The sequence below is a fragment of the Helicobacter sp. 23-1048 genome, assembly GCF_053654545.1.
The window spans coordinates 544,111-567,423 of record NZ_JBSIUT010000001.1; the positions used below are offsets into that span (position 1 = coordinate 544,111).

Annotated in this window: 25 protein-coding genes and 1 tRNA gene; 19 read left to right on the top strand and 7 right to left on the bottom strand. The window is 40.3% G+C overall.

The features are described 5' to 3' along the window. Nucleotides 1-4: 4 nt before the first annotated feature. On the top strand, nucleotides 5-895 hold the full coding sequence (mreC, locus tag ACWIWK_RS02725; RefSeq protein ID WP_454150607.1) for a rod shape-determining protein MreC: 891 nt from the start codon (nucleotides 5-7) through the stop codon (nucleotides 893-895). 106 nt (nucleotides 896-1,001) lie between these two features. Here mreC and ACWIWK_RS02730 read toward each other — a convergent pair. Continuing rightward, nucleotides 1,002-1,078, bottom strand: a tRNA-Ile gene (locus ACWIWK_RS02730). Then, nucleotides 1,040-2,134: an FtsW/RodA/SpoVE family cell cycle protein gene (locus tag ACWIWK_RS02735; RefSeq protein ID WP_454152012.1), complete on the bottom strand. Its 1,095-nt coding sequence runs from the start codon at nucleotides 2,132-2,134 to the stop codon at nucleotides 1,040-1,042. The genes ACWIWK_RS02730 and ACWIWK_RS02735 overlap by 39 nt, the downstream gene beginning before the upstream one ends. Before the next feature lie 93 nt (nucleotides 2,135-2,227). Between ACWIWK_RS02735 and ACWIWK_RS02740 the strand changes: the two genes are divergently transcribed. The 13 genes from ACWIWK_RS02740 (at nucleotide 2,228) to ACWIWK_RS02800 (ending at nucleotide 13,652) form a co-directional block, all read left to right on the top strand. Next, entirely contained in the window at nucleotides 2,228-3,415 is a 1,188-nt protein-coding gene (locus ACWIWK_RS02740) for a pseudouridine synthase (protein WP_454150609.1), read from the top strand. Further along, entirely contained in the window at nucleotides 3,366-4,676 is a 1,311-nt protein-coding gene (locus ACWIWK_RS02745) for a hypothetical protein (protein WP_454150611.1), read from the top strand. The genes ACWIWK_RS02740 and ACWIWK_RS02745 overlap by 50 nt, the downstream gene beginning before the upstream one ends. 38 nt (nucleotides 4,677-4,714) lie before the next feature. Then, nucleotides 4,715-6,043, top strand: coding sequence for a tRNA (guanosine(46)-N7)-methyltransferase TrmB (gene trmB / locus ACWIWK_RS02750; RefSeq protein ID WP_454150613.1), 1,329 nt, complete (start codon nucleotides 4,715-4,717; stop codon nucleotides 6,041-6,043). A 12-nt stretch (nucleotides 6,044-6,055) separates the two neighbouring features. Then, nucleotides 6,056-6,742 (top strand): cell division ATP-binding protein FtsE, encoded by a 687-nt coding sequence (locus tag ACWIWK_RS02755; protein WP_454150614.1) that lies wholly within the window; start codon nucleotides 6,056-6,058, stop codon nucleotides 6,740-6,742. Beyond that, nucleotides 6,729-7,538: a cell division protein FtsX gene (locus ACWIWK_RS02760; RefSeq protein WP_454150616.1), complete on the top strand. Its 810-nt coding sequence runs from the start codon at nucleotides 6,729-6,731 to the stop codon at nucleotides 7,536-7,538. The genes ACWIWK_RS02755 and ACWIWK_RS02760 overlap by 14 nt, the downstream gene beginning before the upstream one ends. 9 nt (nucleotides 7,539-7,547) lie before the next feature. Further along, entirely contained in the window at nucleotides 7,548-8,783 is a 1,236-nt protein-coding gene (locus ACWIWK_RS02765) for a murein hydrolase activator EnvC family protein (protein WP_454150618.1), read from the top strand. Between the two features lie 160 nt (nucleotides 8,784-8,943). Further along, nucleotides 8,944-9,309 carry a FlaG family protein gene (locus ACWIWK_RS02770; protein WP_454150620.1) on the top strand — a complete coding sequence of 122 codons (366 nt, stop codon included), beginning with the start codon at nucleotides 8,944-8,946 and terminating at the stop codon, nucleotides 9,307-9,309. 71 nt (nucleotides 9,310-9,380) lie between these two features. Beyond that, on the top strand, nucleotides 9,381-11,438 hold the full coding sequence (gene fliD, locus ACWIWK_RS02775) for a flagellar filament capping protein FliD (RefSeq protein WP_454150622.1): 2,058 nt from the start codon (nucleotides 9,381-9,383) through the stop codon (nucleotides 11,436-11,438). Nucleotides 11,439-11,451: 13 nt separating this feature from the next. Further along, nucleotides 11,452-11,844, top strand: coding sequence for a flagellar export chaperone FliS (gene fliS / locus ACWIWK_RS02780; protein WP_454150624.1), 393 nt, complete (start codon nucleotides 11,452-11,454; stop codon nucleotides 11,842-11,844). A 2-nt stretch (nucleotides 11,845-11,846) separates the two neighbouring features. Next, nucleotides 11,847-12,134, top strand: coding sequence for a hypothetical protein (locus ACWIWK_RS02785; protein WP_454150626.1), 288 nt, complete (start codon nucleotides 11,847-11,849; stop codon nucleotides 12,132-12,134). Nucleotides 12,135-12,221: 87 nt separating this feature from the next. Next, nucleotides 12,222-12,641 (top strand): acyl-CoA thioesterase, encoded by a 420-nt coding sequence (locus tag ACWIWK_RS02790; RefSeq protein WP_454150627.1) that lies wholly within the window; start codon nucleotides 12,222-12,224, stop codon nucleotides 12,639-12,641. Continuing rightward, on the top strand, nucleotides 12,634-12,954 hold the full coding sequence (locus ACWIWK_RS02795; RefSeq protein WP_454150629.1) for an HP0495 family protein: 321 nt from the start codon (nucleotides 12,634-12,636) through the stop codon (nucleotides 12,952-12,954). Before ACWIWK_RS02790 ends, ACWIWK_RS02795 begins: the two co-directional genes overlap by 8 nt. After that, the gene (locus ACWIWK_RS02800; protein WP_454150631.1) at nucleotides 12,954-13,652 is read left to right on the top strand and encodes an MqnA/MqnD/SBP family protein; all 699 of its coding nucleotides are present in this window, start codon (nucleotides 12,954-12,956) and stop codon (nucleotides 13,650-13,652) included. The genes ACWIWK_RS02795 and ACWIWK_RS02800 overlap by 1 nt, the downstream gene beginning before the upstream one ends. On the opposite strand, the gene mobA is transcribed toward ACWIWK_RS02800, so the two are convergent. Continuing rightward, nucleotides 13,614-14,324: a molybdenum cofactor guanylyltransferase gene (mobA, locus tag ACWIWK_RS02805; RefSeq protein ID WP_454150633.1), complete on the bottom strand. Its 711-nt coding sequence runs from the start codon at nucleotides 14,322-14,324 to the stop codon at nucleotides 13,614-13,616. The two genes, ACWIWK_RS02800 and mobA, sit on opposite strands and share 39 nt — an antisense overlap. Before the next feature lie 72 nt (nucleotides 14,325-14,396). On the opposite strand from mobA, the gene moaA reads away from it, so the two are divergent. The 3 genes from moaA to pdxA are packed head-to-tail and all read left to right on the top strand — an operon-like array spanning nucleotide 14,397 to nucleotide 17,136. Beyond that, nucleotides 14,397-15,368, top strand: a complete 972-nt coding sequence (gene moaA / locus ACWIWK_RS02810) for a GTP 3',8-cyclase MoaA (RefSeq protein WP_454150635.1) — start codon at nucleotides 14,397-14,399, stop codon at nucleotides 15,366-15,368. Between the two features lie 16 nt (nucleotides 15,369-15,384). Further along, the gene (locus ACWIWK_RS02815) at nucleotides 15,385-16,176 is read left to right on the top strand and encodes a pyridoxine 5'-phosphate synthase (protein WP_454152013.1); all 792 of its coding nucleotides are present in this window, start codon (nucleotides 15,385-15,387) and stop codon (nucleotides 16,174-16,176) included. A 3-nt stretch (nucleotides 16,177-16,179) separates the two neighbouring features. After that, nucleotides 16,180-17,136, top strand: a complete 957-nt coding sequence (gene pdxA, locus ACWIWK_RS02820; RefSeq protein WP_454150637.1) for a 4-hydroxythreonine-4-phosphate dehydrogenase — start codon at nucleotides 16,180-16,182, stop codon at nucleotides 17,134-17,136. Here the strand turns inward: pdxA and ACWIWK_RS02825 are convergent. From ACWIWK_RS02825 to ACWIWK_RS02835, 3 genes are read right to left on the bottom strand one after another with little or no spacing between them, the layout of a single operon-like run. Continuing rightward, nucleotides 17,129-17,698: a DedA family protein gene (locus tag ACWIWK_RS02825; protein WP_454150639.1), complete on the bottom strand. Its 570-nt coding sequence runs from the start codon at nucleotides 17,696-17,698 to the stop codon at nucleotides 17,129-17,131. The two genes, pdxA and ACWIWK_RS02825, sit on opposite strands and share 8 nt — an antisense overlap. A gap of 24 nt (nucleotides 17,699-17,722) precedes the next feature. Then, the gene (locus tag ACWIWK_RS02830; protein WP_454150641.1) at nucleotides 17,723-19,006 is read right to left on the bottom strand and encodes a hypothetical protein; all 1,284 of its coding nucleotides are present in this window, start codon (nucleotides 19,004-19,006) and stop codon (nucleotides 17,723-17,725) included. A gap of 37 nt (nucleotides 19,007-19,043) precedes the next feature. After that, a complete protein-coding gene (locus ACWIWK_RS02835) occupies nucleotides 19,044-19,982 on the bottom strand; it encodes a D-2-hydroxyacid dehydrogenase (protein ID WP_454150643.1) in 939 nt (312 codons plus the stop codon). An 85-nt stretch (nucleotides 19,983-20,067) separates the two neighbouring features. On the opposite strand from ACWIWK_RS02835, the gene argB reads away from it, so the two are divergent. Beyond that, nucleotides 20,068-20,934 carry an acetylglutamate kinase gene (argB, locus tag ACWIWK_RS02840; RefSeq protein WP_454150645.1) on the top strand — a complete coding sequence of 289 codons (867 nt, stop codon included), beginning with the start codon at nucleotides 20,068-20,070 and terminating at the stop codon, nucleotides 20,932-20,934. A 16-nt stretch (nucleotides 20,935-20,950) separates the two neighbouring features. Further along, on the top strand, nucleotides 20,951-21,943 hold the full coding sequence (locus tag ACWIWK_RS02845; protein WP_454150647.1) for a glycosyltransferase family 9 protein: 993 nt from the start codon (nucleotides 20,951-20,953) through the stop codon (nucleotides 21,941-21,943). Here the strand turns inward: ACWIWK_RS02845 and ACWIWK_RS02850 are convergent. Further along, the gene (locus ACWIWK_RS02850; RefSeq protein ID WP_454150649.1) at nucleotides 21,921-23,303 is read right to left on the bottom strand and encodes a peptidase U32 family protein; all 1,383 of its coding nucleotides are present in this window, start codon (nucleotides 23,301-23,303) and stop codon (nucleotides 21,921-21,923) included. The two genes, ACWIWK_RS02845 and ACWIWK_RS02850, sit on opposite strands and share 23 nt — an antisense overlap. Nucleotides 23,304-23,313 lie beyond the last annotated feature (10 nt).

Sequence of the window (23,313 nt, forward strand, 5' to 3'; positions counted from 1 at the left end):
TTTAATGCGCTATAAGGCTTTAATTTTTGTTGTGATATTGCTTGCTACACTGCTTGTGGTGATAGAACTTGATAAGGGAATTGAGAGCAAGGTTTTGGGTGCGGGTGATGCGGTGCGTATGTTCTTTGTCCAAAAGATTCAAGGATTTAAAGAGTGGAAAAGCAAGTATTTTGACCAAGCTGAGCAAATCGTTGCGTTGCGCCAAAAGGTTGCAGATTATGAGAATCTTGCGTTGCAAAACCACGCTTTGACAAATGAAAATAAGCGATTAAACACTCTTTTTGATACACAACATTTAACCAACAATCCAATATTTCATCGTGCTTTTGTGAGTGCTTTTGTGCGTTTGGGTGAATATGAGCGCGTGTGGCTAATACTTGATTTGGCTACACAACAAAGTTTTGTGGGCGATGAGGAGAGAATCGTAGGGTTAATTCACAATAACACCGCGATTGGGATTGGGAAGTTTGAAAATGGCCGTTTAATGGGACTATTAAACGGAGAAAAAAATTGCAGTTATGGTGTGTTTATTGGTGAGGATAGAGCTTTGGGGATTTTAGAGGGCAAAAGTGATGATGGCGAGCACATAAGCGTGCATTATATCCAGCGGTGGAGAGACATTAAAATCGGCGATGAGGTTTATACAAATGGACTTGATGAGATTTTTTTGCCCAATGTGCCTGTGGGAAAGGTGATAAATATTTATGAGGATAGCGGATTTTTACGCGCTGATGTATTGCCTTATGCGAATATGAGTGATATGGATTATATTTGGGTTGTTGATATGAGAAATAGCGTAGATGAGAGCATTGATGAAAGCATAAGTGATGAAACAAACCAAATACAAGAGAATCAAGCACAAGATTCCAAACCAAATCAAGCAGAACAACAATAATACAACAAACTATATATCATAAAGAGAATGAAAAAGCATTCAAAAGAGCCATAGCCTTATAAACCATTTCCATTGTAATGCAAAGAAATGTTTATTTGGCATTAAGTGGTGGGCTTTGCAGGACTTGAACCTGCGACCAATCGGTTATGAGCCGAGTGCTCTAACCAGCTGAGCTAAAAGCCCACTTCGACCTGGTGAGGCTGAATTATACTGAAAAATCAATCTAAAGGCAAGAGCGTTTTCTAATATCGCCAATAAGACGAGAAAAGTTGTAAAACTTGTCCCGCCATAGCTTACCATCGGTAGCGGTATGCCAACCACAGGTGCTAATCCAACGACCATACAAATATTCACCCCAGCGTATAAGAAAAATAGCACAGCAATATACGCGCTTACCACGCGCAAAAAGTAATCTTTCATCGCATTAAAGCAAATATTAAGCAAATATACAATGAGCATCATATACAAACCGATTAAGCCAAGTGCGCCAACCAACCCAAATCGCTCGACAAAATACGCAAAAATAAAATCTGTGCTCGCATAGGGCAAAAATTCTAATTGGGATTGCGTGGCAGATTCTTTATCTTTGCCCACCACACCACCTGAACCAATCGCAATGAGAGCTTGCTGGACTTGATAGGGATAATTTCCGCTTACAAAGTCATCAATACGCTTTTGATGATAGCTTTTTAATAACCCAGAGCTAAAGGCGATTGATGAGCCAATAGGCACAACCAAAAGTCCAATAATCCCAAGTGTAAGCCATACCTTTTTATTCACCCCTATTAAAAAAAGCACTCCAAACCCAGCGAGAAACACAATTAAAGCCGTGCCTAAATCAGGCTCAAGTAAAATAATAAAAAAAGGCACTAAGATAAGCAAGGAAATAATGCTAAAATCTTTCCACCCATAGCCATCTTCTGCTGGCGGATTCTTAGAGACATACCAAGCAATGATAAGCATTAGCGCGATTTTCATAAATTCGCTGGGCTGGATAGAAAAACTTGTGAATGGAATCTCAATCCAACGCCTAGCGTGATTTTTCTCCACTCCTATATATTTCACCAAAAGAAGCAACAATAGCAAGATTATATACACAACAACAAGAGAATAATTCAACTTGCGATAGGGGATAAAAAACAACGCAAATGCTATGCAAAAGCCAAACACAATGTATTTGAGCTGTTTTGAAGCGAGATTCTCATCAAGCTCGCCAACCAAGTAAAAACTCACTAGCATTAACGCGCCCACAAGTATAATGACAAAGAAATCAAAATTTGCTACAATTTTGCGAAAATCCAAAATACCAACCTTAAAATAAAAAGTGAGAGAATGACTGCAATTATAACTAAAAACAGCAATTTCGTGCGCTTAGATTCTATAATAAGTGAAGTTTTGGGCATTTCTCGTGCAAAAAGTGTAGGCCTTATTAAATCAAACAAAGTCTATCTTAATGGGAATCTCGCACCAAAGCCAAGTCTCCAAGTCGCACAGGGAGATAAAATTGAGATTGATGAAGATATAAATTTAGAGCAAGATTTATCTCATTTAGACACAAACAGTTTAGATGAACTCATTGCAATAAAACCACAATTACAACAAATTGATATTGTGCATAAAGATAGCGATATACTCATCATTAACAAACCCCCAAATCTCGTCCTCCACCCCGCCCCCAACCTAAAAGAGCCGACTTTGCAAGATTGGCTTAAATGCAAGGCTAAAGATTTTGGTATCACTCTTAATGAAGATTCTCGTTATGGCATTGTCCATAGACTTGATAGAGAGACAAGCGGAGTGCTTAGCATTGCAAAAAATACTACCGCCTTTAACGCGCTCTCAAATCAGCTTAAATCTCGCCAAATGGGGAGAATCTACCTCGCCATTATTGAGCCACCGCTTAAAGAAGCACAAACGCTCGAGTGTTACTTAGGACGCAATCCAAAAAATCGCCTAAAAATTACCCAAATTGGTAAAGCTACACGACACATTATTCCACAAGAATGCTTTGAGTATGGCGATGGAGAATCTCCACACAAACAATCAAAGCAAGACCTACAAGGCGACTTAGCGCACAATCCTAGCGCAGATTCTAGGCATTTGCGCTATGCTAAAAGTGCATTTTTACCATTGCTTCATTCACGCTCTAATGCAATGCAGCTTATAGCGGTTAAACTTTTTACAGGCAGAACACATCAAATTCGCGCACAATTAGAGGGCTTGGGGCGACACATTGTGGGCGATAGTTTGTATGGATTCAAGCTTCACAGCAAGGCTGGTAGAGAATTTAGCACATTTTTAGCACAAAGCCCATTAGCGCGTAATCTCACACATAGAATCTTTTTGCACGCGTATGTGCTTTACTTGTGTCATCCAAATGATGAGTGCGGTAAAATATCGCTTTTTAGGGCGCAGATTTTGGCAGATATGGTAGAATTTTTGCAGACATTTTTTGATTTGGATGGTGTGAATGAAGCGTTGGACATCGAGCGTATTTTGCGTAATTTTAGGGCTTTTTAGTGGCTGTGCATTCATCGAGGGAGACAAAAAGTTAAGTTTAGATGAAACTCTCCCAGAACTTGGAAGAATCCAAGTATTAAGCGATGTGAATGCCGTTGGCTTTGAGTGGCAAGGATTAAGCCAAGAACCAAAAGCAAGCTCTATAAACCCCTCACTCATACCATCAATTAACACCATAATTGATGGATTTGTCGTGTATCGCGCTGATGCAAGCTCGCTTAATAATGCCCGCAAAAAATATAACAATACTAGCGCGGATTTTTTCCCCGCGGAGGCGTTTAAAAAAATCGCCACGATAAAAAATCCTTTCGCTACGCATTATTTTGATAGCGGGTTAAAGCCCAAAAGCGTGTATTATTATATGTTTGCCACACTTGGAGCAAACAGCACGGTTGGGAAGACTTCTCGAGTTATTAAGGTTGAGACTTCCTATGTCGATGCGGTCGAGGGGGTTTTTGGATTCTCAACCACACCAAAGAGCAATAAACTCATCATCACTCCTCACCCAAATCCCAGCGTGAAGTCTTACATTATCCAGCGCAAAAATAACCAAAACACTTTTTCTAAAGTTGCTGAATTAAAGCACCGCTTTGATATTGAGTTTTTTGATGAGAATCTCCAAGATAGCAAAACTTATGAATATAGAGTGTTGGCAAAAGATTTTTTAGGCAATCTCTCTGAGCCTAGTGAAATCATTTCGGTGCGCACGCTAGACTTAATCCGCAGTGTCGAGGGAGCGCAAGCAAGCAAGGGACTGCCACTCAAAGTAGAGCTTAAATGGGAGGAACACCCAGACGCAATAGGATATAGAATCTATGTAAGCGATGAGCCAAAAGGCAGATACACATTTCTTGCAGCAAGCAAACAAGCAAAATATACGCATAATGTCGAGGAGCACGGCAAGATACTCTATTATCAAATTGTTGGGATTGATGAGCATTCAATGGATGGCAAACGATTGGCAAGCCCCATTGAAGGCTCTACACTGCCTCCACCCCAGCCCCCTAAAATCACAGCTTCGTTTGTGGAGAATAATGCCATTATCATTGAGTGGGAAGAGCCAGATGATGGGAGAGCGAGGAAATATGCCCTTTATCGTAAAGAAGGTAGGGCTGATGCAAATCGCTATGGGAATCTTAGAGATACAAAATTTATCGATAAAGAAACAAACATAGGCGTAGTATATACTTATAGCGTAGTGAGTGTCGATGAATTTGGCATACAATCTGCCCAAAGTCAATCTGTAAGCCTCTCACGCTAAGTGATTTATGATGAGAATCTTTTATCCTTAGGTGAGCTATGCCACATTTTTTCGCCCAAACTTTGCAAAATTTCTCACTGCCTTTGCACAAAAGAGAGTTTGAGTTTGTGGGGGAGTTTTGTCATTGTGCGTATCCTCATAGGCGGGCAATGTTGGTTTGTCATAGAGAATCTACGCGTTTTAAGGAATTTTTGCTTAGCATAAATGCTGGGCAAAAAGTGCTCTATAAATGCCTCAAATCCACCAAACCAAGCCCTATTGGAATCGCCAAAGATGCGCTTGGTATTTTAATGGAGCATTCAAACCAAGTCCTTTCACACAACCTTTCGCCTAATTCACATCGACAAAAAGTAAGTTCGCCATTTTTACTCTTAAAAGATGAAATACCAACCTTTATCACACAAAAACTTCACAGCACTAAGCCACTCCAAATTGAGATTGGCTTTGGCTCTGGGCGACATTTACTTCACCTTGCCAAGTCAAATCCAGATGTGCTTTTTTTGGGAGTGGAGATTCACACGCCCTCGCTTCAGCAAGTGTTGCGTCATATTGAGCTTTTAGAGTTGGAGAATCTTTATGTAACAAACCTCGATGCAAGGCTACTTATAGAGCTTTTGCCACACAAATGTGTGAGTGTGCTTTATATTCACTTCCCCGTGCCGTGGCTTAAAAAGCCTCATAGACGCGTGATTAGCAAGGAGTTTTTAGGGCAAATTGCGTGCGTGCTTAAACCTACACAATTTCCGCAAGATTTGGATACAAAGAGCACAAATAGCGGAGGATTCTTGCATTTACGCACTGATGAAGAGCAATATGCAAACTTCACATACGATATAGCGCAAAGTTTGGGGTTTATCTCACGCTTTAGTGTTGATGAAAATGCGTTAGTGGTAAGCAAATATGAAGCAAGGTGGCGTGCAAAACAAAAGAGAATCTATGATTTATTTCTCACTATTGACAAAAATAGGCAAAATTTGTGTTGCAAAAATAAAATTTTGTGGCAAAATACAACATTTATTTTTCCTAAAATGAATGAGACTATCAGGCGAAATGTGGAGGATTTGATAGCTTTTTTTGCCAGCCCTGCGTCTATTGGCGCGAATATTGAGCAAGGAGGCTTACAAGGGGCGATACAAAAGGAGGATTATTTTTTACACATTAGTGCGGTGTATAGAGGCGTGGATTGCGTTAAGGGTTCTTTTTTGTTGGAGGTGAGTTTGGGAGATTTTGGCAGGGTGCAAAATGCGTTTGTGTTACTTGATATACAGAATGCAAAAGTGCGATATGTCAATCCCCCGCTCCCTACCATAGCGACATTAAAAGCCCACGACCTTTTAGTTAGCATTTTGGAATCTAAACCAATTTAAGGATGTGTTGGTATGAATGCGGTTACTTCAAATACTATCATTGAGGCAAGAAATCTCTATCTAGCCTACAATAACAAAGAGGACATTATCAAAGATGCAAATTTTAGCATTCAAAGGCGCGAATTCGTGTTTATCACAGGACCAAGTGGGAGTGGGAAAAGCACGATTTTAAACTCACTTTTTGGATACTTGCCTATCAAAAGTGGCAATTTGGAAGTGCGTGGGATAAATATGGCGCGCCCATCAAAGGCACAGATTAACTTTTTACGCCAACATATTGGAATCGTGTTCCAAGATTACAAACTCATTAAAGAGTGGAATATAGAGCGTAATATTGAATTACCAATGATGATTAGCGGGTATAAAGAGCAGATTCGCAAAGACCAAGTGCAAAAACTTCTTACTCACATTAAACTCCCCCATAAATTTAATAAATATCCCTTAGAGCTAAGTGGTGGAGAGCAACAGCGTGTGGCTATGGCTCGCGCTCTCTCAAGCAACCCCGAGATTATCCTAGCCGATGAGCCAACGGGCAACCTTGATGATTATTCTAGTGATTTGATATGGAATCTTTTGCGTGGGGTTAATGAACAGCTTGGCATTACTGTGATTGTGGTTACTCACCGCCTACCGCAAAGTTTTAATGCGAACTTTAGACACATTAGGATTGAGGAGGGAATGGTGTATGACTTCGATTAGAAATCACTTGGCATTGATTATTCCGCTAATTGCGTTGCTTTTTGGCATTGAGAGTATAATGCTTGTCAATCGTGCTATTTCAACACACGAAATGCAGCTTGCCCAAAATTATCAAATAATTATTGCTTCTAAAGAAACGCTTGATTTAAGCAAGATTCAAACCTTTGTGCGCGAAGCGGTAGAACTCAAATCTATTTCTCCAGCATATATTATCAATGAGTTAAAAACTGAGCTTCCCAAAGATGCCATAGAAACATTGCAAAAAGAGTTGCCATTTTTTTATTCTTTGCGCTTAGATTCTTATCCTAGCGATGAGAGGATTGATAAAATTAGCTCTACGCTAAGTCGTTTAGGAAGTGTAACTCGCGTGGAATCTTTTAAGAAAACGCATTCTCAAGTCTATAAACTTTTGTTGATTATTAAAGGTTCGGTGATTATTTTTTCGGTGCTTAGTGCGATTTTAAGCTGTCTTTTAATGGTAAAACAAATCGAAGTGTGGAAACTAGAGCATAGTGAGCGAATGCAGATTATGAGCTTTTTAGGTGCGCCATCTTGGATGCGTAATAATATTTTATTAAAACTTGCTGTGATAGATTCTATCATCGCCACCGTAGCGATAGTTTCTGCGCTTGTGTATTTTAAAACCACTCCATTAGCAGGCGATGTGGCTATCGCCCTAGAAGTGGATTTAGATATTATTAAGACGGCGAGTGATTGTGTGATTTTATTTTTCTCATCAGTTATTATTTCGCTAGTTTCGGTGTTTTTTGTCATTATCAAACAAAAAGATTTTTAAGCTTGAATAATGCGTATATTAGGAATCTTACTCGCCTTTGTGGGATTGACATTTGGCGCACCAGATGTGCAAAGGGACATTTCACAAAACACTAAAAAGCTCGAAGAAACTATCAAGGCACAAAGCAAGATTAGCCAAAAACTTGATAAATTAGGCAGGGCGATTAACCAAAAAAACCAAGAAATTATTAACCTTGATGCGCAGATTGAGAATCTCCAAAAAGGCATAGAGCAAAACAAAAGCAAATATTCCCTCCAAGAAAAATCACTCAAAGACAATCAAACGCGCCAAAATGAACTTATAGAAAAATCTAAAAAATTACAAAGCGAAGTTATCTCGCTAGTGAGCAAAAGCCTTGCTTTTTATGCCCTAAGTAATGAAATAGATTCTAAAGAAGATGTGCTCTCCCAAGAAGTATTAAATATCTTGCTTAAGGATAGCAAAAAGCGTATAAAAACACTCAAAGAAAACCAAGAAAAACTTAATAACGAAATAAACAATGTGTCTAAAAATATTTCCACCCTAAAAGATTCTATCCAAGCTCAAAGTGTCAAAAAACTTTCCCTAGAGGAAACAAAAGCAAAGCAAGAGCAAATTATAGCTTCTATGAAAAAGGAATTAAACGCTTATAATGCCGAGCTCCAAGCCATTAACAACGAACGAAAGAATCTTGATTCAATTTTAAGTAATTTGAAAATTATCCAAGCCCAAAATGAAAAAAATATCCAAAAACAAGTCCAAAAAGATGAGCAAGCTCAAGCAAACTTACCAAATCCCAAGCGCACAATTCAACCAAGTAAAGATGTGCGCATTGCTTCAAGTGCGTATAAAGACATCAAAACCGCTGTGTATAAGGGGAGCAAAACTATACCGCCATTAGAGCCAAAGACTTTTAGCATTGACCAAAAATTTGGACCCACTTTTGACCCTGTGTATAAAATGAAGTTTTTTTATGAAAATATAATCCTCGTGCCAAAGAATAAAAATGCTAGTGTCAAAAGCGTGCTTGATGGCAAGGTCGTTTTTGCCAAAGAGAATCCTGTGATTAAAAAAGTGGTGATTATTGAGCATAGCAATTCGCTTTATACCGTGTATGCCCACCTTGATAAAATTAGCAATGGCGTGAAAAATGGTGTGTATGTGAAAAAAGGTTTTGTCATTGGTAATGTAAATGAAAAGCTAAGCTTTGAGGTTACACAAAAAGACAAGCATATCGACCCACTTCAACTTATAAAAATCAATTAACCCCTTACAACACGATTATATGAAATAGTTAAATATTTTATTACTTAAAAGTATTCAAAAAAAAAACCCTTAGCCGATATTGCACGCATAAAAGCAAGAAGCTTAATGGATTATATGAAATCTACAACATACACATTTCAAGGAGGAATGGCGAGTGGATATGAGGATTGAGAATACAAATTCGGCGCAAGCCGTCCAAAACAAAATTGTTGATATGGTTGAATCTGTCGCAGCGAAACAATCAAACCACGCACAACAGCAGCAACTCGAACAAGAATACACTAAGGAGCAAAAAAAACAGCTTGAAGCAGAGCACCGAGTCCTTAGTCAAAAACTCAATGAAGAGATGAGACAGCTTGGCACAAGCATTAGCTTTTCTTATAATGATGTTTTGGAGGGGCTAACAGTTACGGTAAAAGAGTTTGGCAGTGGGCGTGTGATACGCGAGATTCCAAGCAGAGAGGCTATTGAGCTTATGCACAAGATGCGTGAGGTAGTTGGCATAATTTTTGATAAGCAAGCGTAGATTCTTATACCACAGCCTTGTTTTGTCGGATTTAGTGGGTGAGAATGAAAATTTACACATAAAGGCAGATTATGGCATTAGGAAGAATGAGCTCTTTGGGCGTTGGAAGCAATGTCTTAAATTATGATATGATTGATAAATTGCGTAAAGCAGATGAGGGCTCTTACATTGCCCCCATTGATAGAAATTTAGAAAAAAATGTGCAAAAGCAAACCGAGCTTGTCGAGCTCACAAATTTAGTGCGTGATGTGAAGTCAAACACAAGGGTGCTTAGCGATTATTCTACTTATTTAGGTCGTTCTCACGAGGTCATAGGCAATGAAGTGAAAGCTATCATTAGCGATGGTGTGCCTATCCAAGATATTCGGTTAGATATTGATTCTATTGCGCAAAATGATGTGAATGAAGTTGGCTCGAAATTTTCTCAACGCGATTCTGTATTTAGCCAAAAAGATTCTACTTTGCGTTTTTTTACAAAGGGAAAGTTTTATGAGATTGATATAAAGGCTGGGACGAACTTAGAGGAGGTCGCACAGCTTATTACTGATGAGACAAAGGGCGAGGTAATAGGCTCGATAATGAAAACAGGCGGGCAGCACCCCTACCAACTAATGATAAACTCCAAAGATACAGGGGAAGAAAATAGAATCTATTTTGGTGAAACCCTTAGTGGCGGGACGATAAAAGCAGGCGAGATTGATATTAAAGATGATGATTTTACCATTACTTTAGCGGATAAAAACGGCGGAGAAAAAACACTCCAAATCAAACTAAAAACCTCCCAAAGTGCTAAGACAAATGAAAATGTGGAGAGCTTGCGAGATGCGATTAAAGAGGCGATAAGCGAAGATTCTGACTTTGAGGGCTTGCTTGATTCTGAGATTAACATTGGTATTGGAAGCAACGATTCGTTAGTGATTAACGATTTGCGAGGTTATGAAGTCAAAGTAGGTGGCGATAGTGCTAGAATGCTTGGTTTTAAAGAAACAAGCAGTCAAAACGACAAAGATGAGCGCAAGAAAAAAGATTTGGTTTATGGAGAGCCCGTGCAGGAGGGATATATAGATGGCATAATAAGAATTGGTTCAGTGCCACTTGACTTAGCCAAACTCACACAAAGAGGCAACTCATCGTATAAAAATGCCAAAATTATCGCCCGCGCTATTGATAACATCGCTGGAATCCACTCTTATGCCACAAAAGATGGAAGAATTGTCATAAACTCTGATACGGGTGAGGTTGCCATTGTCCCAGATGATGATGGTGGAAAGAGTGAAGATGCACTAAAAAGAATCGGCTTGGAGCGAGGCTCGGCTATGGATTATACAAAGGCACAAAACGATTTATTCAAAATTAGAAATATTCAAACCGCTCAAGATGCGGAGTTTAGTTACAATGGCATAAAAATGCGCCGTGCTTCTAATCAAATCGATGATATTGCCACAGGTGTGAATATTGAGCTCCTTGCCTCTACTCAAGAGGGCAAGCCAGCGATGATACACATTGGGCGTAATGACGAGGAAATCATCGAAAATATCACAGGCTTTGTGGAAAACTACAACAAACTCAGCACCAAACTTGATGAAGTAACCCGCTATGATGAGGATACTAAAATCGCGGGCATCTTTAATGGTGATAGCGATATACGCGCTATTCGCCCAGCACTCAATAAGATTCTCTCGTTTAATAGAGGCGGGATTGATGGGCAAACGCTCGTAAAATATGGAATCACTATCAACGAACACGGATTGATGAGCCTTGATTCTGGGAAGTTGCGAAGTGCTATCAACGAAGACCCGCAAGCCGCTCAAGAGTTTTTTCAAGGCAAGATAGTTACAAGAGAGTTTAGAGATGTTGAAATTGATGGTGTATTTAAAATGCTTGATAAAGAACTTTCCCTTTTTGTCGATAATGGTAAGTCAAGGTTGAAGTTGCTTGAGGAGAGTCTCACAACAGAGGATAAGAAGCTAAAAGACGATAAGCGCAGAGCAACAGAAATGTTAGATTCTCGCTATGATTTGATGGCACAGCGATTTGCTAATTATGATAGCCAAATCGCAAAAGCAAACAATTCATTTAATGCCGTGCAGATGATGATAGACCAATCGATTGCGAATAAAAAACCATAAGTTAGGAGGATAAATGAAAAACAATAATGCCTATGAGCTCTACCAAGCCAACTCGACAATGGTAGAATCACCAATTAAATTGGTGGAAATGCTTTATGAAGGAATCTTGCGTTTTTGTGCGCAGGCGAAGCGGTATATGGAGGCTGGGGATATTGAAAAAAAGGTGTATTTTATTAACCGCACGACAGATATTTTCACAGAGTTGCTAAATACGCTTGATTACGAGCGTGGTGGAGATGTAGCGACTTATCTTACAGGATTGTATATGCACCAAATTAAGCTTCTTACGCAAGCTAATGTTACCAATGACACACAAAAAATAGATATTGTTATAAATGTGGCTAAAGGACTTTTAGAAGCGTGGCGAGAAGTCAATGCCGATGAGCTAATGCAATATGAGAGCTAGGAATGAGAGAATCTAAAGAGATTAACCAAGAGCAACAATCTCACGCTCAAGCTGAGATTATGGTGCGAGCGTGGTTAGATTCCCTAAAGATTGCTCTTATGAATAATGACGAAAATAAAGCCTTCGCACTCACACAGAACCTTCCAAACCTATTAAACCAAGCAAGTTTGGAATCAAAACTCCAAGCAAAAGAACTCATCTCTCAAACTATCGAGTTGCTTCAACTCCACAAAAATCACACAAGACTATCAATGGAGCAAATTAGGGCGGCAAAAAATTTTTTCTCTTAAATCTTTTATTGTCAAACAATCACCAAGATGCCTTTCGATAATCTTGTGCTACAATGTGGGTTTAGATTCCCATTTTAAAGGATAAGAGTGCAAGTCCGTGTGTATTTTGAGGATACAGATTGTGGGCAAATCGTGTATCATACTAATTATATAAAATATTGTGAGCGTGCTAGAAGCGAGTTGTTTTTTAGCAATGGATTTAAGCCTTATGTAGATGATTGCGGGTTTGTGGTGAGTAGCATTGAGGCGAAGTTCCATACCACAGCAAGGCTTGGCGATGTGTTAGAAGTGCGCACAAATATTATCCAAATTAAGCACAGCTCACTTATTGCTCACCAAGAGATTTATAGAATCTATGATGGATTAAACCAAAAAGATGATGAGCGTTTAATCTTTAGTATGGATTGCCTGCTTGCTTTTGTGGATATAAGTAAGCAAAAAATTGTAAAGATTCCGCCACAGATGCGTGAAGTCTTACAAAAGACACTTGGTGGTGATAATGCCTAAGAATACTCCACAACCCACAAACAACCCACAAGACAACTCCTTGCCCCCATTTAAGCAAGAGCTAGACATAACGCCACTTATTTCTTATCCCACGCGCTGGGAGTATATCATTATTGGTAAAGATGAGAATCACATCAAATCCGCGCTCGATGAGATTCTCCTAAATAAAGAATATGAAATCACCGCTCATAAAGTCTCTGCAAAGGGGAATTTTACTAGCATTCATATCGCCTTAGAAGTTGCCTCTAAGGAGGAACGCGATGAAATTTTTCGCACTTTAAAAAGCCATAGTGCCGTGAATATGGTGATTTAATGCGTTTTGGTAAAATTGCTTACCTCAATCTTTTGCCTTTTGATAGCTTTATTAAGTCCTATCCATTGCCCTCACAAGTCAAAGCATTTATCACGCTTAAAAAATCTTATCCCGCCAAACTTAACAACGACTTTTTCTTTAAGCGCATTGATGCGGGCTTTATCTCTTCAATCGCAGGAATGAAAAGCCATTATAAAAAATGTGTCGCCCCAAGTGGAATCATCGCCAAAGGCGCAGTATGGAGCGTGATAGTAAAGCACGGAGAGGGATTTGATTATCAATCAAGCACTTCAAACGCGCTTAGTCAAGTGCTTGATTTGCAAGGAGAAGTGCTTATCGGCGACCGCGCTTTAGCGTATAAAAAATCTGGTGGAGAATATATCGATATGGGTGAAGTGTGGTGGGAGAGAGAACGCCTGCCTTTCGTGTTTGGGCGATTGTGCTTTAGTAAGCATAAAGAGTTGCTTTTACGCATAAGCAAGGCGTATAACGCTAAAACGCGCTCAAAGCGCAAAAAAATCCCCCGCTATCAACTCCTCAACGCACAAAACACAAGCGGGATAGAATCTGCTTATATTTTAGAGTATTTAGAGCATATTTTTTATGAGATTGGGGCGAAAGAGCGCGCAGGATTAGAGCGATTTTATCGCTTCGTGCGCTTAAAGCGATTGTTTTTGAAAAGAAGTTTTAGAATCTAAGCACTCAAGTATTTTGAGAGCATTTTGGTATTCCTCTTTAGTGTTGCAGTTTATACTAAGGAGTTTATCTCGCACATTGATATGGGTGGAGTTGAGTGTGTGTATAAGCGAGGCGATTTTAAACTCGCCTTTTTGCAACGCTTGCTCTATTGCTTCAACCGTGTCTTTGCACCAAATGCTCAGTAAAAAATGCTCCCTATTTTCTTGGTGGGAGAGAATCTGTGAAATGTAGGCAACTTGTGCGTTTTGTTCTTCTAAATGTGTAAAAAGCCCCGCAAAATATCGCCCATTTAAAAATGGGCTATCCACACTCATAAAGGCAATAAATGGAGAATCTAGCACTTCAAATGCCCTTTTAATGCCAAAGAGCGGTGAAAACAGCGATGTATTTGTCTTGTCAATGGGCGTGCTTGATTCTGCGATGATGTTTTGTTTGGGTATGTTTGTCGCTCCATTATCCCATTTCACACACACAAATACTTCGCTAAAATATCTTTGCATTGATTGAAAGCAAAATTGCACCAACAAACCATTGCCAAATGGCAAAGTTGCTTTATCTTGCCCCATTCTTTTGCTTCTCCCACCACACAAAATCACACAGGGGAATCCAAGCGCATTGGTGCTTTGCAATCCACACCTTACTTTAGCGTCATTTGTGCTCTTTGGTGGCATTTTTTATCCTTTTGGTCGATATTGTGTTTTTTATTGTATTATTGCATTATATCTCAACAATAAAGGTTTTGTATGCTTGTGGATTCTTTTGGACGCAAGATTGATTACTTGCGTATCTCGCTTACCAAGCAGTGTAACTTTCGTTGCGCATATTGTATGCCAAATACTCCTGATGACTTTTTTGACACGAATGCCCTGCCTTTGCCAAAACTTTTAGAATTTTTAAAAATTGCTATGGATAATGGAATCCAAAAAATCCGCATAACAGGCGGAGAGCCACTTTTGCGTGAAGATATTGCGGAGTTTATCGCAGGCATTTATGCGCATAATCCAAGTATGGAAATCGCAATGACAAGCAATGCTTTCTATCTCCAAAAATATGCTAAAGCTCTTAAAGAAGCAGGATTAAAGCGCATTAACATATCCTTAGATTCTCTAAAACCAGAACGCATAAAGCAAATCTCAAAACGCGATGCCTTACCACAAATCTTAGCAGGGATAGAATCTGCCCTGCAAAATGGGCTAAAAATCAAGCTCAATATGGTCGCCTTAGAAATAAACAAAGATGAAATCCTTGATATGCTCGAGTTTGGTAAAGAGCGCGATATTTTAGTGCGCTATATCGAATTTATGGAGAATATCCACGCTAAGCAAAATCTCACATCACTTTCACGCGAGGACATTGTAAGCATTATTAGCGCGCGCTATGCTGTGCGTGAAGTAAAAAAGGAGTGCTTTGGTCCTGCAAGGCTTTATGAGATTAGCGAGGGAGCGAATGTAACTAAGCCCTATGCTTTTGGCATTATCGCGCCACACGAAGATGATTTTTGTGAAAGTTGTAATAGAATTCGCCTCACAAGCGATGGAATCTTGTGCCCTTGTTTATTTTATCAAGATGCTGTGAGTGTGAGAGAAGCGATTTTGGCAGGAGATAGAGAGCAAATGGAGGAGTTATTAAAACTTGGCGTGCAAAATAAGCCACAAAAAAATCAATGGAGTGCCAATGAAGTTTCCACGCGTGCCTTTTATCACACAGGCGGATAAGAGATTTGGGAATGCTATGAAGCGATTAGGAGTGAATATCGACCATATTGCTACTCTAAGAGAAGCGCGCACCATAAATGACCCAAATCCCCTGCAAGCAATCTTTATCGCTCACACCGCAGGCGCGCACCAAATCACACTCCACTTGCGTGAAGATAGGCGACATATCCACGATAGCGATGTGTTGCAGATTATCCAAGCCTCGCCACTACCTATAAATGTCGAATGCTCGATGAACGCACAAATTATCGAGTTTTTGTGCGAGCTTAGACCACAGCGCATTACTCTTGTGCCTGAGAATCGCGCTGAGGTAACCACAGAGGGCGGATTAGAGTTGCTTCATAACGCTAAGCACATACAATCTCTTATGCGCACTTTTGAGAATCTAGGCGTAAAAACTACGCTTTTTATCAACCCAGATATAAAAACTATTGCGCTTGCAAAGGAGTTAGGAGCGAGTGGCGTGGAGCTTCACACAGGTAGATACGCTAATTTATGGTTAATGGCAAATACCAATCTTTCGCGCACACAGCATAGTATTAAGGAGTTTGAACTCCACCAAGATATGCTTGTCAATGAGTTAGCATTAGAGGTTGAGGCACTTACAAAGAGCGCGAAAAAGGCGCAAAAATTAGGATTAGATTGTTTTGCTGGACACGGATTGCATTATCACAATCTCACGCCAATCCTTGCAATCCCTGAGATTACTGAGCTTAATATCGGGCACGCTATTATCGCGCGCGCAGTGTTTGTAGGACTACAAAACGCCATAGAGCAAATGCTTAGTGCAATGGCACAAGACTGCTAAAATATGACACACAACAAACCAAGCATAGCCATTAGCATAGGCGATATAAATGGTGTTGGTTTAGAGATTCTCTTGCGAGAGCATAGCTTTGTGCGCGAACTTTGTCAGCCGATATATTGCGTGCATAGTGAGATTCTTAGCCAAGCAAGCAAACTTTTAGGAATCCAAGTGCCAATACAAAAACACTGCATAAACCCCCCAAAGAATTGGAACTCCCCGTTGCCTGATATTCGCATCGCCTGCATTGATGAGGGCAGTGGGCGATATAGTTTTGAGAGCTTTATGCACGCGTGTGATTTGGTAGATTCTAACCAAGCCCAAGCACTTGTAACATTGCCAATCCATAAAGAATCGTGGCACAAAGCGGGCGTGAAGTTTATCGGTCATACGCACGCCTTAAGAGAGCGGTATAAAGCAGAGGCGATTATGATGCTTGGTTGTGAGGAAATGTTTGTGGCATTATTCACAGAGCATATTGCGCTTCGTGCTGTGAGTGAGCGTATCAAGGAAAAGTCATTATGCGATTTTTTGCTCTCTTTTGCGCGGTGTGCGCGATTAGATGAGCCTTGCGCGGTGCTTTCGCTTAATCCACATTGTGGTGATGGCGGGCTTATGGGGAATGAAGAGGAGGACATTAACAATGCTATAATCAAAGCAAATACGGCACTCCAAAAGCGTATATTTTTTGGACCTTGCGCGTCAGATTCTCTCTTTGCTCCGCATAATCGTGCAAGATTCCGCTATTTTGTAAGTATGTATCACGATGTGGGATTGAGCGTGCTTAAGGCATTGTATTTCGAGCAAAGTATCAATGTCAGTTTAAACCTCCCAATTATCCGCACCTCAGTAGACCACGGGGTGGCGTTTGATATTGCTTATAAAGGTATTGCAAGCACGCAGAGCTATAAAAATGCCCTGCTTTATGCACTCAAAGCCATAGAAAAACAAGGAGTTATTTGATTTTTGCCTTGCTAGAGGCACGATTAAGAATAAAAAGCAGCAATGCAACCCAAGCAAGGACAATAGGAATCACAATAAATGGAGGAATGTCAAATTGCTCTATGATATTTGCTACCACATTGCCCGCAAAATATGAAATGCCACCTACCAAGATAGCCCATAGAGCACACGCAAGCGTGTTGTAAAGCAAAAAGATTCTAAAATTATACCGACTAATGCCAATGCTAAGTGGCACGATAAAGCGCACAATATGGATATATTTGCTAAGGAAAATGGCTATCTTGCCATAACGGCGAATCCACACCTGACATAACGCAATTTGCCGTGAATAGGCAGAAAACATCGGGAGAATGTCCTTTTTATAATACCGTGCTAATACCGCACTAAGTGAGCTACCAAGCGTATTAGCACAAAAGGCAACCACAATGCACACACCTATATCCATTTTCCCAAAGGCACTCATTGTCGCTGCGGCGATAAGCCCCACATACCCGCCATACAAGCAGTATAAAAATAACAATAAGTAACCCCAAGATTCTAATCTAGCAATGACTTCTTCCAATTATAGTCCTTATACTAAGCAACCTTAGTAAGTAAAGCGCACAAATACATTAAAACTACTACCCCTGCGCCAAGTGTAATCACGCGAAGCCGTAGTATTATAGAATCCATACGATTTATATTTATGGTATATAAATCCTCCGCCAAAATCTAACTTCATATTATCCTGTTGCCACGCGCTATATTGGAGCATTAAAGAAATCTCTTGATAATCAATAAATGAAGCCATTGCTTGGAGTTTAAAATTCTTTATATCCACATCACTATAGAGATATGCGCTAAGGAGGTTGTTATAAAAATATGGCGCAAGCAACGCAGAATTTCCTATTCTTCCGAGCGTGTTGCCATAATAATGTGTAGTATCGCTAATACTCCAAATCCCACCTGTGCCCTCTCTACCAAAGACATAATGCGCACCAACGCCAATATGGAAATCTTCATAAAGAGTGATTCTCTCATCAGCCCACGCTAGCACGCTAAAATCCTGCCCGAGCGCATCGGGGACATCTCTTTGGTCGGTGTTGCCATATTGGGCTAATCCTTTTAGGTTTGTTTGGAATCTAACATTTTGTGAGCCAATCTCAAAACTTGCCACCGCTCCAGCCTGCCAAAGCAACGAAGCACCCGTATAAGTGAGAGCATTAGCAGAATCCCACACCGCTACGCTACCAAGATTTGAGCCAGATGGAAATTTTGTGTTAAGCAAGCCAAAAACATCAAATAAAATATTTTGGTTGCTAAATCGCACGCCACCTGTTATCACTTCACCGCCCACAGAGCTATTTTTAGAATCTGGGCTATAAGGCACAAGCGAACCAAGCGCACTTCCATATACCGCACCAATCTGCCCTCTTTTGTATCCTGTATTGAGATAGGAGTTCGCATACAACGCATATATATCAAAGCGATTGGTGATTGAATATGCTACCCCAAGTCCTTGCACATTGCCAGCTACCCAAGGTAGCGTTAAATAATCGCTATTAAATCGCCCAAGACTTGCTTCTATATGCGCCTTTTGAGAGCCATCATCTTCTCTAGCACCTTTTTTATATTTGACATACGCATCAGAAATATCCCCCACGCTTGCAGAACTTCGAGCATCTAGCGGGATATTCCACGCACCAATCGCACCAAGTCCTACACTAAATCCACTGCTTCCAAAACCAAATGTCGCACCGCTACGCGCACTTAGTGTGAAGTCGTTGCGTTGGTTATATCCTGCTGTGAGGTAACCAAAAGGGTTTATATCCACTTCCATTGCACTTAGCAATGCTGTGCCACTTAGGAGTAATCCTGTGAGTTTTTTCATTCTCTATCCTTTTTAGTATTAGTAAAAATGCGCGTGATTATACTTTATTTTTTACAAATTCTTGTATATTTTTTCTCACTCCATCGATTAAACGCGCCCTTGCCTTATCATAAGCCCACGCATAATGTGGCGTAATGATGAGTTTATGGGCAATCATTGGATTGAGTAAAGGGTGGTTTTTTGCCATTGGTTCGCTTTGAAGCACATCAGTTCCAAAATAAAAATTTTTAGATTCTAAAGCTGTGGCGACATCTCGCTCATTGACAATGCCACCTCGCCCCATATTTAGCAGTATCGCCCCATCTTTTAGTAAGCCCAAATTGCCACTATGTAAAAGATTGTTAGTGTTTTCATTAAGGGGTGCGTGGATAGAGATAATATCACTTTCTTGCAAGAGGGAATCGAGACTTTTTTGTGTGAGGTTAGATTGCGTATTTTTTCCACTTGTGGAGTAATAGCTCACATTTGCACCAAAACTTTGAGCAATATCACTGACGCGCTTGCCAATATTACCCAAGCCAATAATCCCCCACTCCAAACCATCAAGCTCGATAATAGGCTCTTTAATATGTGTGAAAATCACACTTTTACTCCAACCACCACTTTTGCAATATTCATCAAAATAGCGCAGATTCCCTAAAAAATTAAGAGTTATCATTAGCGTGTGTTGCGCTACGGCATTAGTGCTATAACCAGCGACATTTTTCACTGCTATACCTTTTTGCTTAGCGTAGTCTAAATCCACATTATTCATTCCTGTGGCTGTGATACAAATAAGCTCCAAGTTTGGCAACTGCGAGAGAATTTCGCTATTTAAAACCACTTTATTGGTTAAAATGATATGCGCGGCTTTACTCCGCTCAAACACTTCATTTGGCGCAGTAGTGGGGTATGTCTTAAAATTCCCAAATTCCTTAAAAACACTCAAATCACACTCACCCAAACTTAGCGCGTCTAAAAAAACAATATTTTTCATTTTCTGCCTACCTTTTGTTAATTTGCTTTTGTATAAGAGTATAATAAATTTTCTAAAACTAACAAATAATTCTCAAAGGATTTTTATGCCAAGTGTTTCTAGTTTGAGAGGGTATAGCAAAATCGTCCATACACTTTTAGAATCTATTCCCTACATACGCGAGTTTCGTGGGAGTGTGATGGTGATTAAATACGGCGGTGCAGCCCAAATCACACCGAGCTTAAAGGAGAGTTTCGCACTTGATTTAGTGTTGCTTTATATGGTTGGCATTAGACCTGTGGTGATTCACGGCGGTGGCAAACGCATTGATGAAATGCTCCAAAAATTGGGGATAGAGAGTCATTTTGTCGATGGCTATCGTGTAACAAATAAAGAATGTATGAGTGTAGTGGAAATGGTGCTAAGTGGGGAAATCAACAAAGAAATTACAGCATTTTTAAATCATCACGGCGCAAAGGCGGTGGGCTTAAGCGGTAAAGATGCGATGATGCTCCAAGCCAAGCCAAAAGACAATGGCGCGTTTGGCTACACAGGAGAAATCACAAAGGTAAGCACGGAATTACTTGATAAAATTCTTCGTGATGATTTTATCCCTGTTATTGCTCCTGTGGCGTGTGGGCAAGATAGTTTGGGATTAAACATTAACGCAGATATTGCTACTTGTGAAATTGCCAAAGCCCTAAAAGCACAAAAAGTCATTTTTCTTACCGATACGGCTGGCGTGCTTGATTGCAACCAATCTCTCATAAGCTCGCTTAATCCCACAAAAATCGCCGAACTAAAAAACAATGGTGTAATATCTGGCGGAATGATACCAAAGCTAGAGGCGTGCGTGGGTTGCGTGCAAAATGGTGTGCAAAAAGCTCATATTATTGATGGGAGAGTGGAGCATTCGTTGCTTTTGGAGCTTTTTACCGCTCAAGGTATCGGCACACAAATCCTCCCACAATGAGAGCAAAGGCAAGGAGATGACGATTGTTATCCATCGTGCAAATAGAGTAGGTGATAATGTCGTAGCGATTAAGGCATTTTACGCGCTTAAATGTCTCTTTCCACAATCGCGTTTAGTCGTTGCGACAAATGGCATTGGAGAGAATCTTTACGCACATTTGCCATTTATAGACACCTTACTCAACTTAGATTCTAATCCAAATGCACTTAGCACGATAGATTGTATTGATTATTTTATCATTACGCATCGCACTAGCGTAAATATCGCCTTTGCAAAAGCCACCAATGCACGCAAAATAATCGCTCAAGCACATTTGCATTGTCTGTTTTCTCCGCGCTTTATATTAGATTTTAATTTTTTCACTAACCTCCGCACTGAAAGTGAGAATCTCCTGCGTCTTGCGCGTTTGGTGGATAAGCGCGCATTTGATAATGGCATAAAAAATATAGATTTTAGCAATGCAAGACTAAAGATTGCAACGCAAAATAGCAATTTTGTGCGTGCGTTTTTTGATTCAAACACAACGCATTTTAGCGATAAAAATCGCCCAACTATTGGCATAAATTTTTTTGGTTCGGGCGGGATTTGTTATTTTAGTTTGCAGACTTGGCGTGAAATTATACAAACCATAGCGCAGGAATTTCGCGCGTGCAATTTCATTATCTTAACTGCCCCCCCCCATAAGCTCAAATCTTTTGATATACCAAATGTAGCGATTTTTGCAAATAATGCGGATTTGCTTAATCTCGTGGCAATTACGGAGCGATTTAGCGCGCTTATTAGCATTGATACGGGGAATGTGCATATCGCAGATAATTTAAGGATTCCTACACTTGGAATCTTTACGCCAAAAATGGCAAAAAAGTGGCGTGGTGGCACTTATGGTGGGAAATTCGCACAATTTATAATGCCAATCTCTGGCGAGCATAATGACTTGCTGTATAAAGAGGCATTGCTTGATTACGCGCGAGCACAGATTCCAATGCTTATAGAATCGAGCTCTCAATAACTTGGCGCAAAATACAAAAGCTTGGCAACTTCGCTGGAAGCAAGAAATAATTGGTGTTGCCACTATGGATAGAATCCAACTCTTTGCCATTTTCTAAACGAATGACAAAAAGGCGCAAGTAATACGCATCATCACGCATAAAAATCTCACCAATCTCATTTTTCACACACTCAATCTCGCTACCAAGTGGCGCAATGATTTGCTTTGGCTCATTTGGATAAATGCTAAATTTACACAATGCTTTAGTCCCGCTCTCATCGACAATAGCATTGACTTGATAGCTTCCCTCGCTTAGCGCAGTAGCGTGGTTTTGCGTATCGGTGCGCTGGTATGGTCTATGAATGATATAGCCATCGGTAAATCCACGATTTTTAAGCGTGTGGAGCTCGCTTTGATAGAATTTTGTATCGTTGATTCCGTGCTCGTAATCATCGATTGCCTTGCGATAGGTGCGTGCGGTGATTGCTGCGTAATACAGCGATTTCGTGCGCCCTTCAATCTTAAACGCACTAATCGCCCCAGAATCTAGGATTTCTTTGATATGGCTAGCGAGATTTAAATCCTTAGCATTAAAGATATGCGCCCCCACACCTTGCTCTTCTTGCACCCTCATCATTACGCCATTATCAGGATTTTTTACATAAAGTTCGTTTGTGTCAAATGCCACTAATTCATCATTTGCTTTATTTTTTACAAAATATTCATAATCAAAGCGACAGTCATTGGCGCAACTTCCACGATTGGGGACGCGCCCGTTTTGCAGTGCAGAGATGAGACATCGCCCAGAAAATGCAAAGCACATACTGCCGTGTATAAACATTTCTAATTCTAAGTTTGGCAGGGCTTTTTTAATCTCCACAGCGTCTTTTAAACTTAGCTCACGCGCCGCTACAATGCGCTTCACTCCCAAATCATAAAATACTTGCGCATCGAGCACATTTAGCACATTTGCCTGCGTGGAAAGGTGGATAGGGATTTGTGGGGCGACTTGTTTGGAGAGCCTCACCACACCCGGTGCAGCGATGATAAAGGCATCGGGTTTGAGTTCTGCCATTTTGGCGATGTGAGATTCTAAGAGTTTAAGTTGAGCGTTAAAGGGGAATCCATTGATAGTTACATAAATTTTTTTTCCTCTTTGGTGTGTGTAATCAATAGCTTGCGCGAAACTTTCCATATCAAATTCCTTGCCACTTCGCGCCCGCAACGAAAAATGACTTACTCCCCCATATACAGCATCAGCACCATAAGCTAGGGCGATTTTTAGTTTTTGGAAATTTCCAGCAGGAGAGAGCAACTCGACTTTTGTGCTTGTTTGGTTTGTATTTTTAGCAACTTGAGTAAAAGGGGAATGTGCGCGCATAGAATCTCAA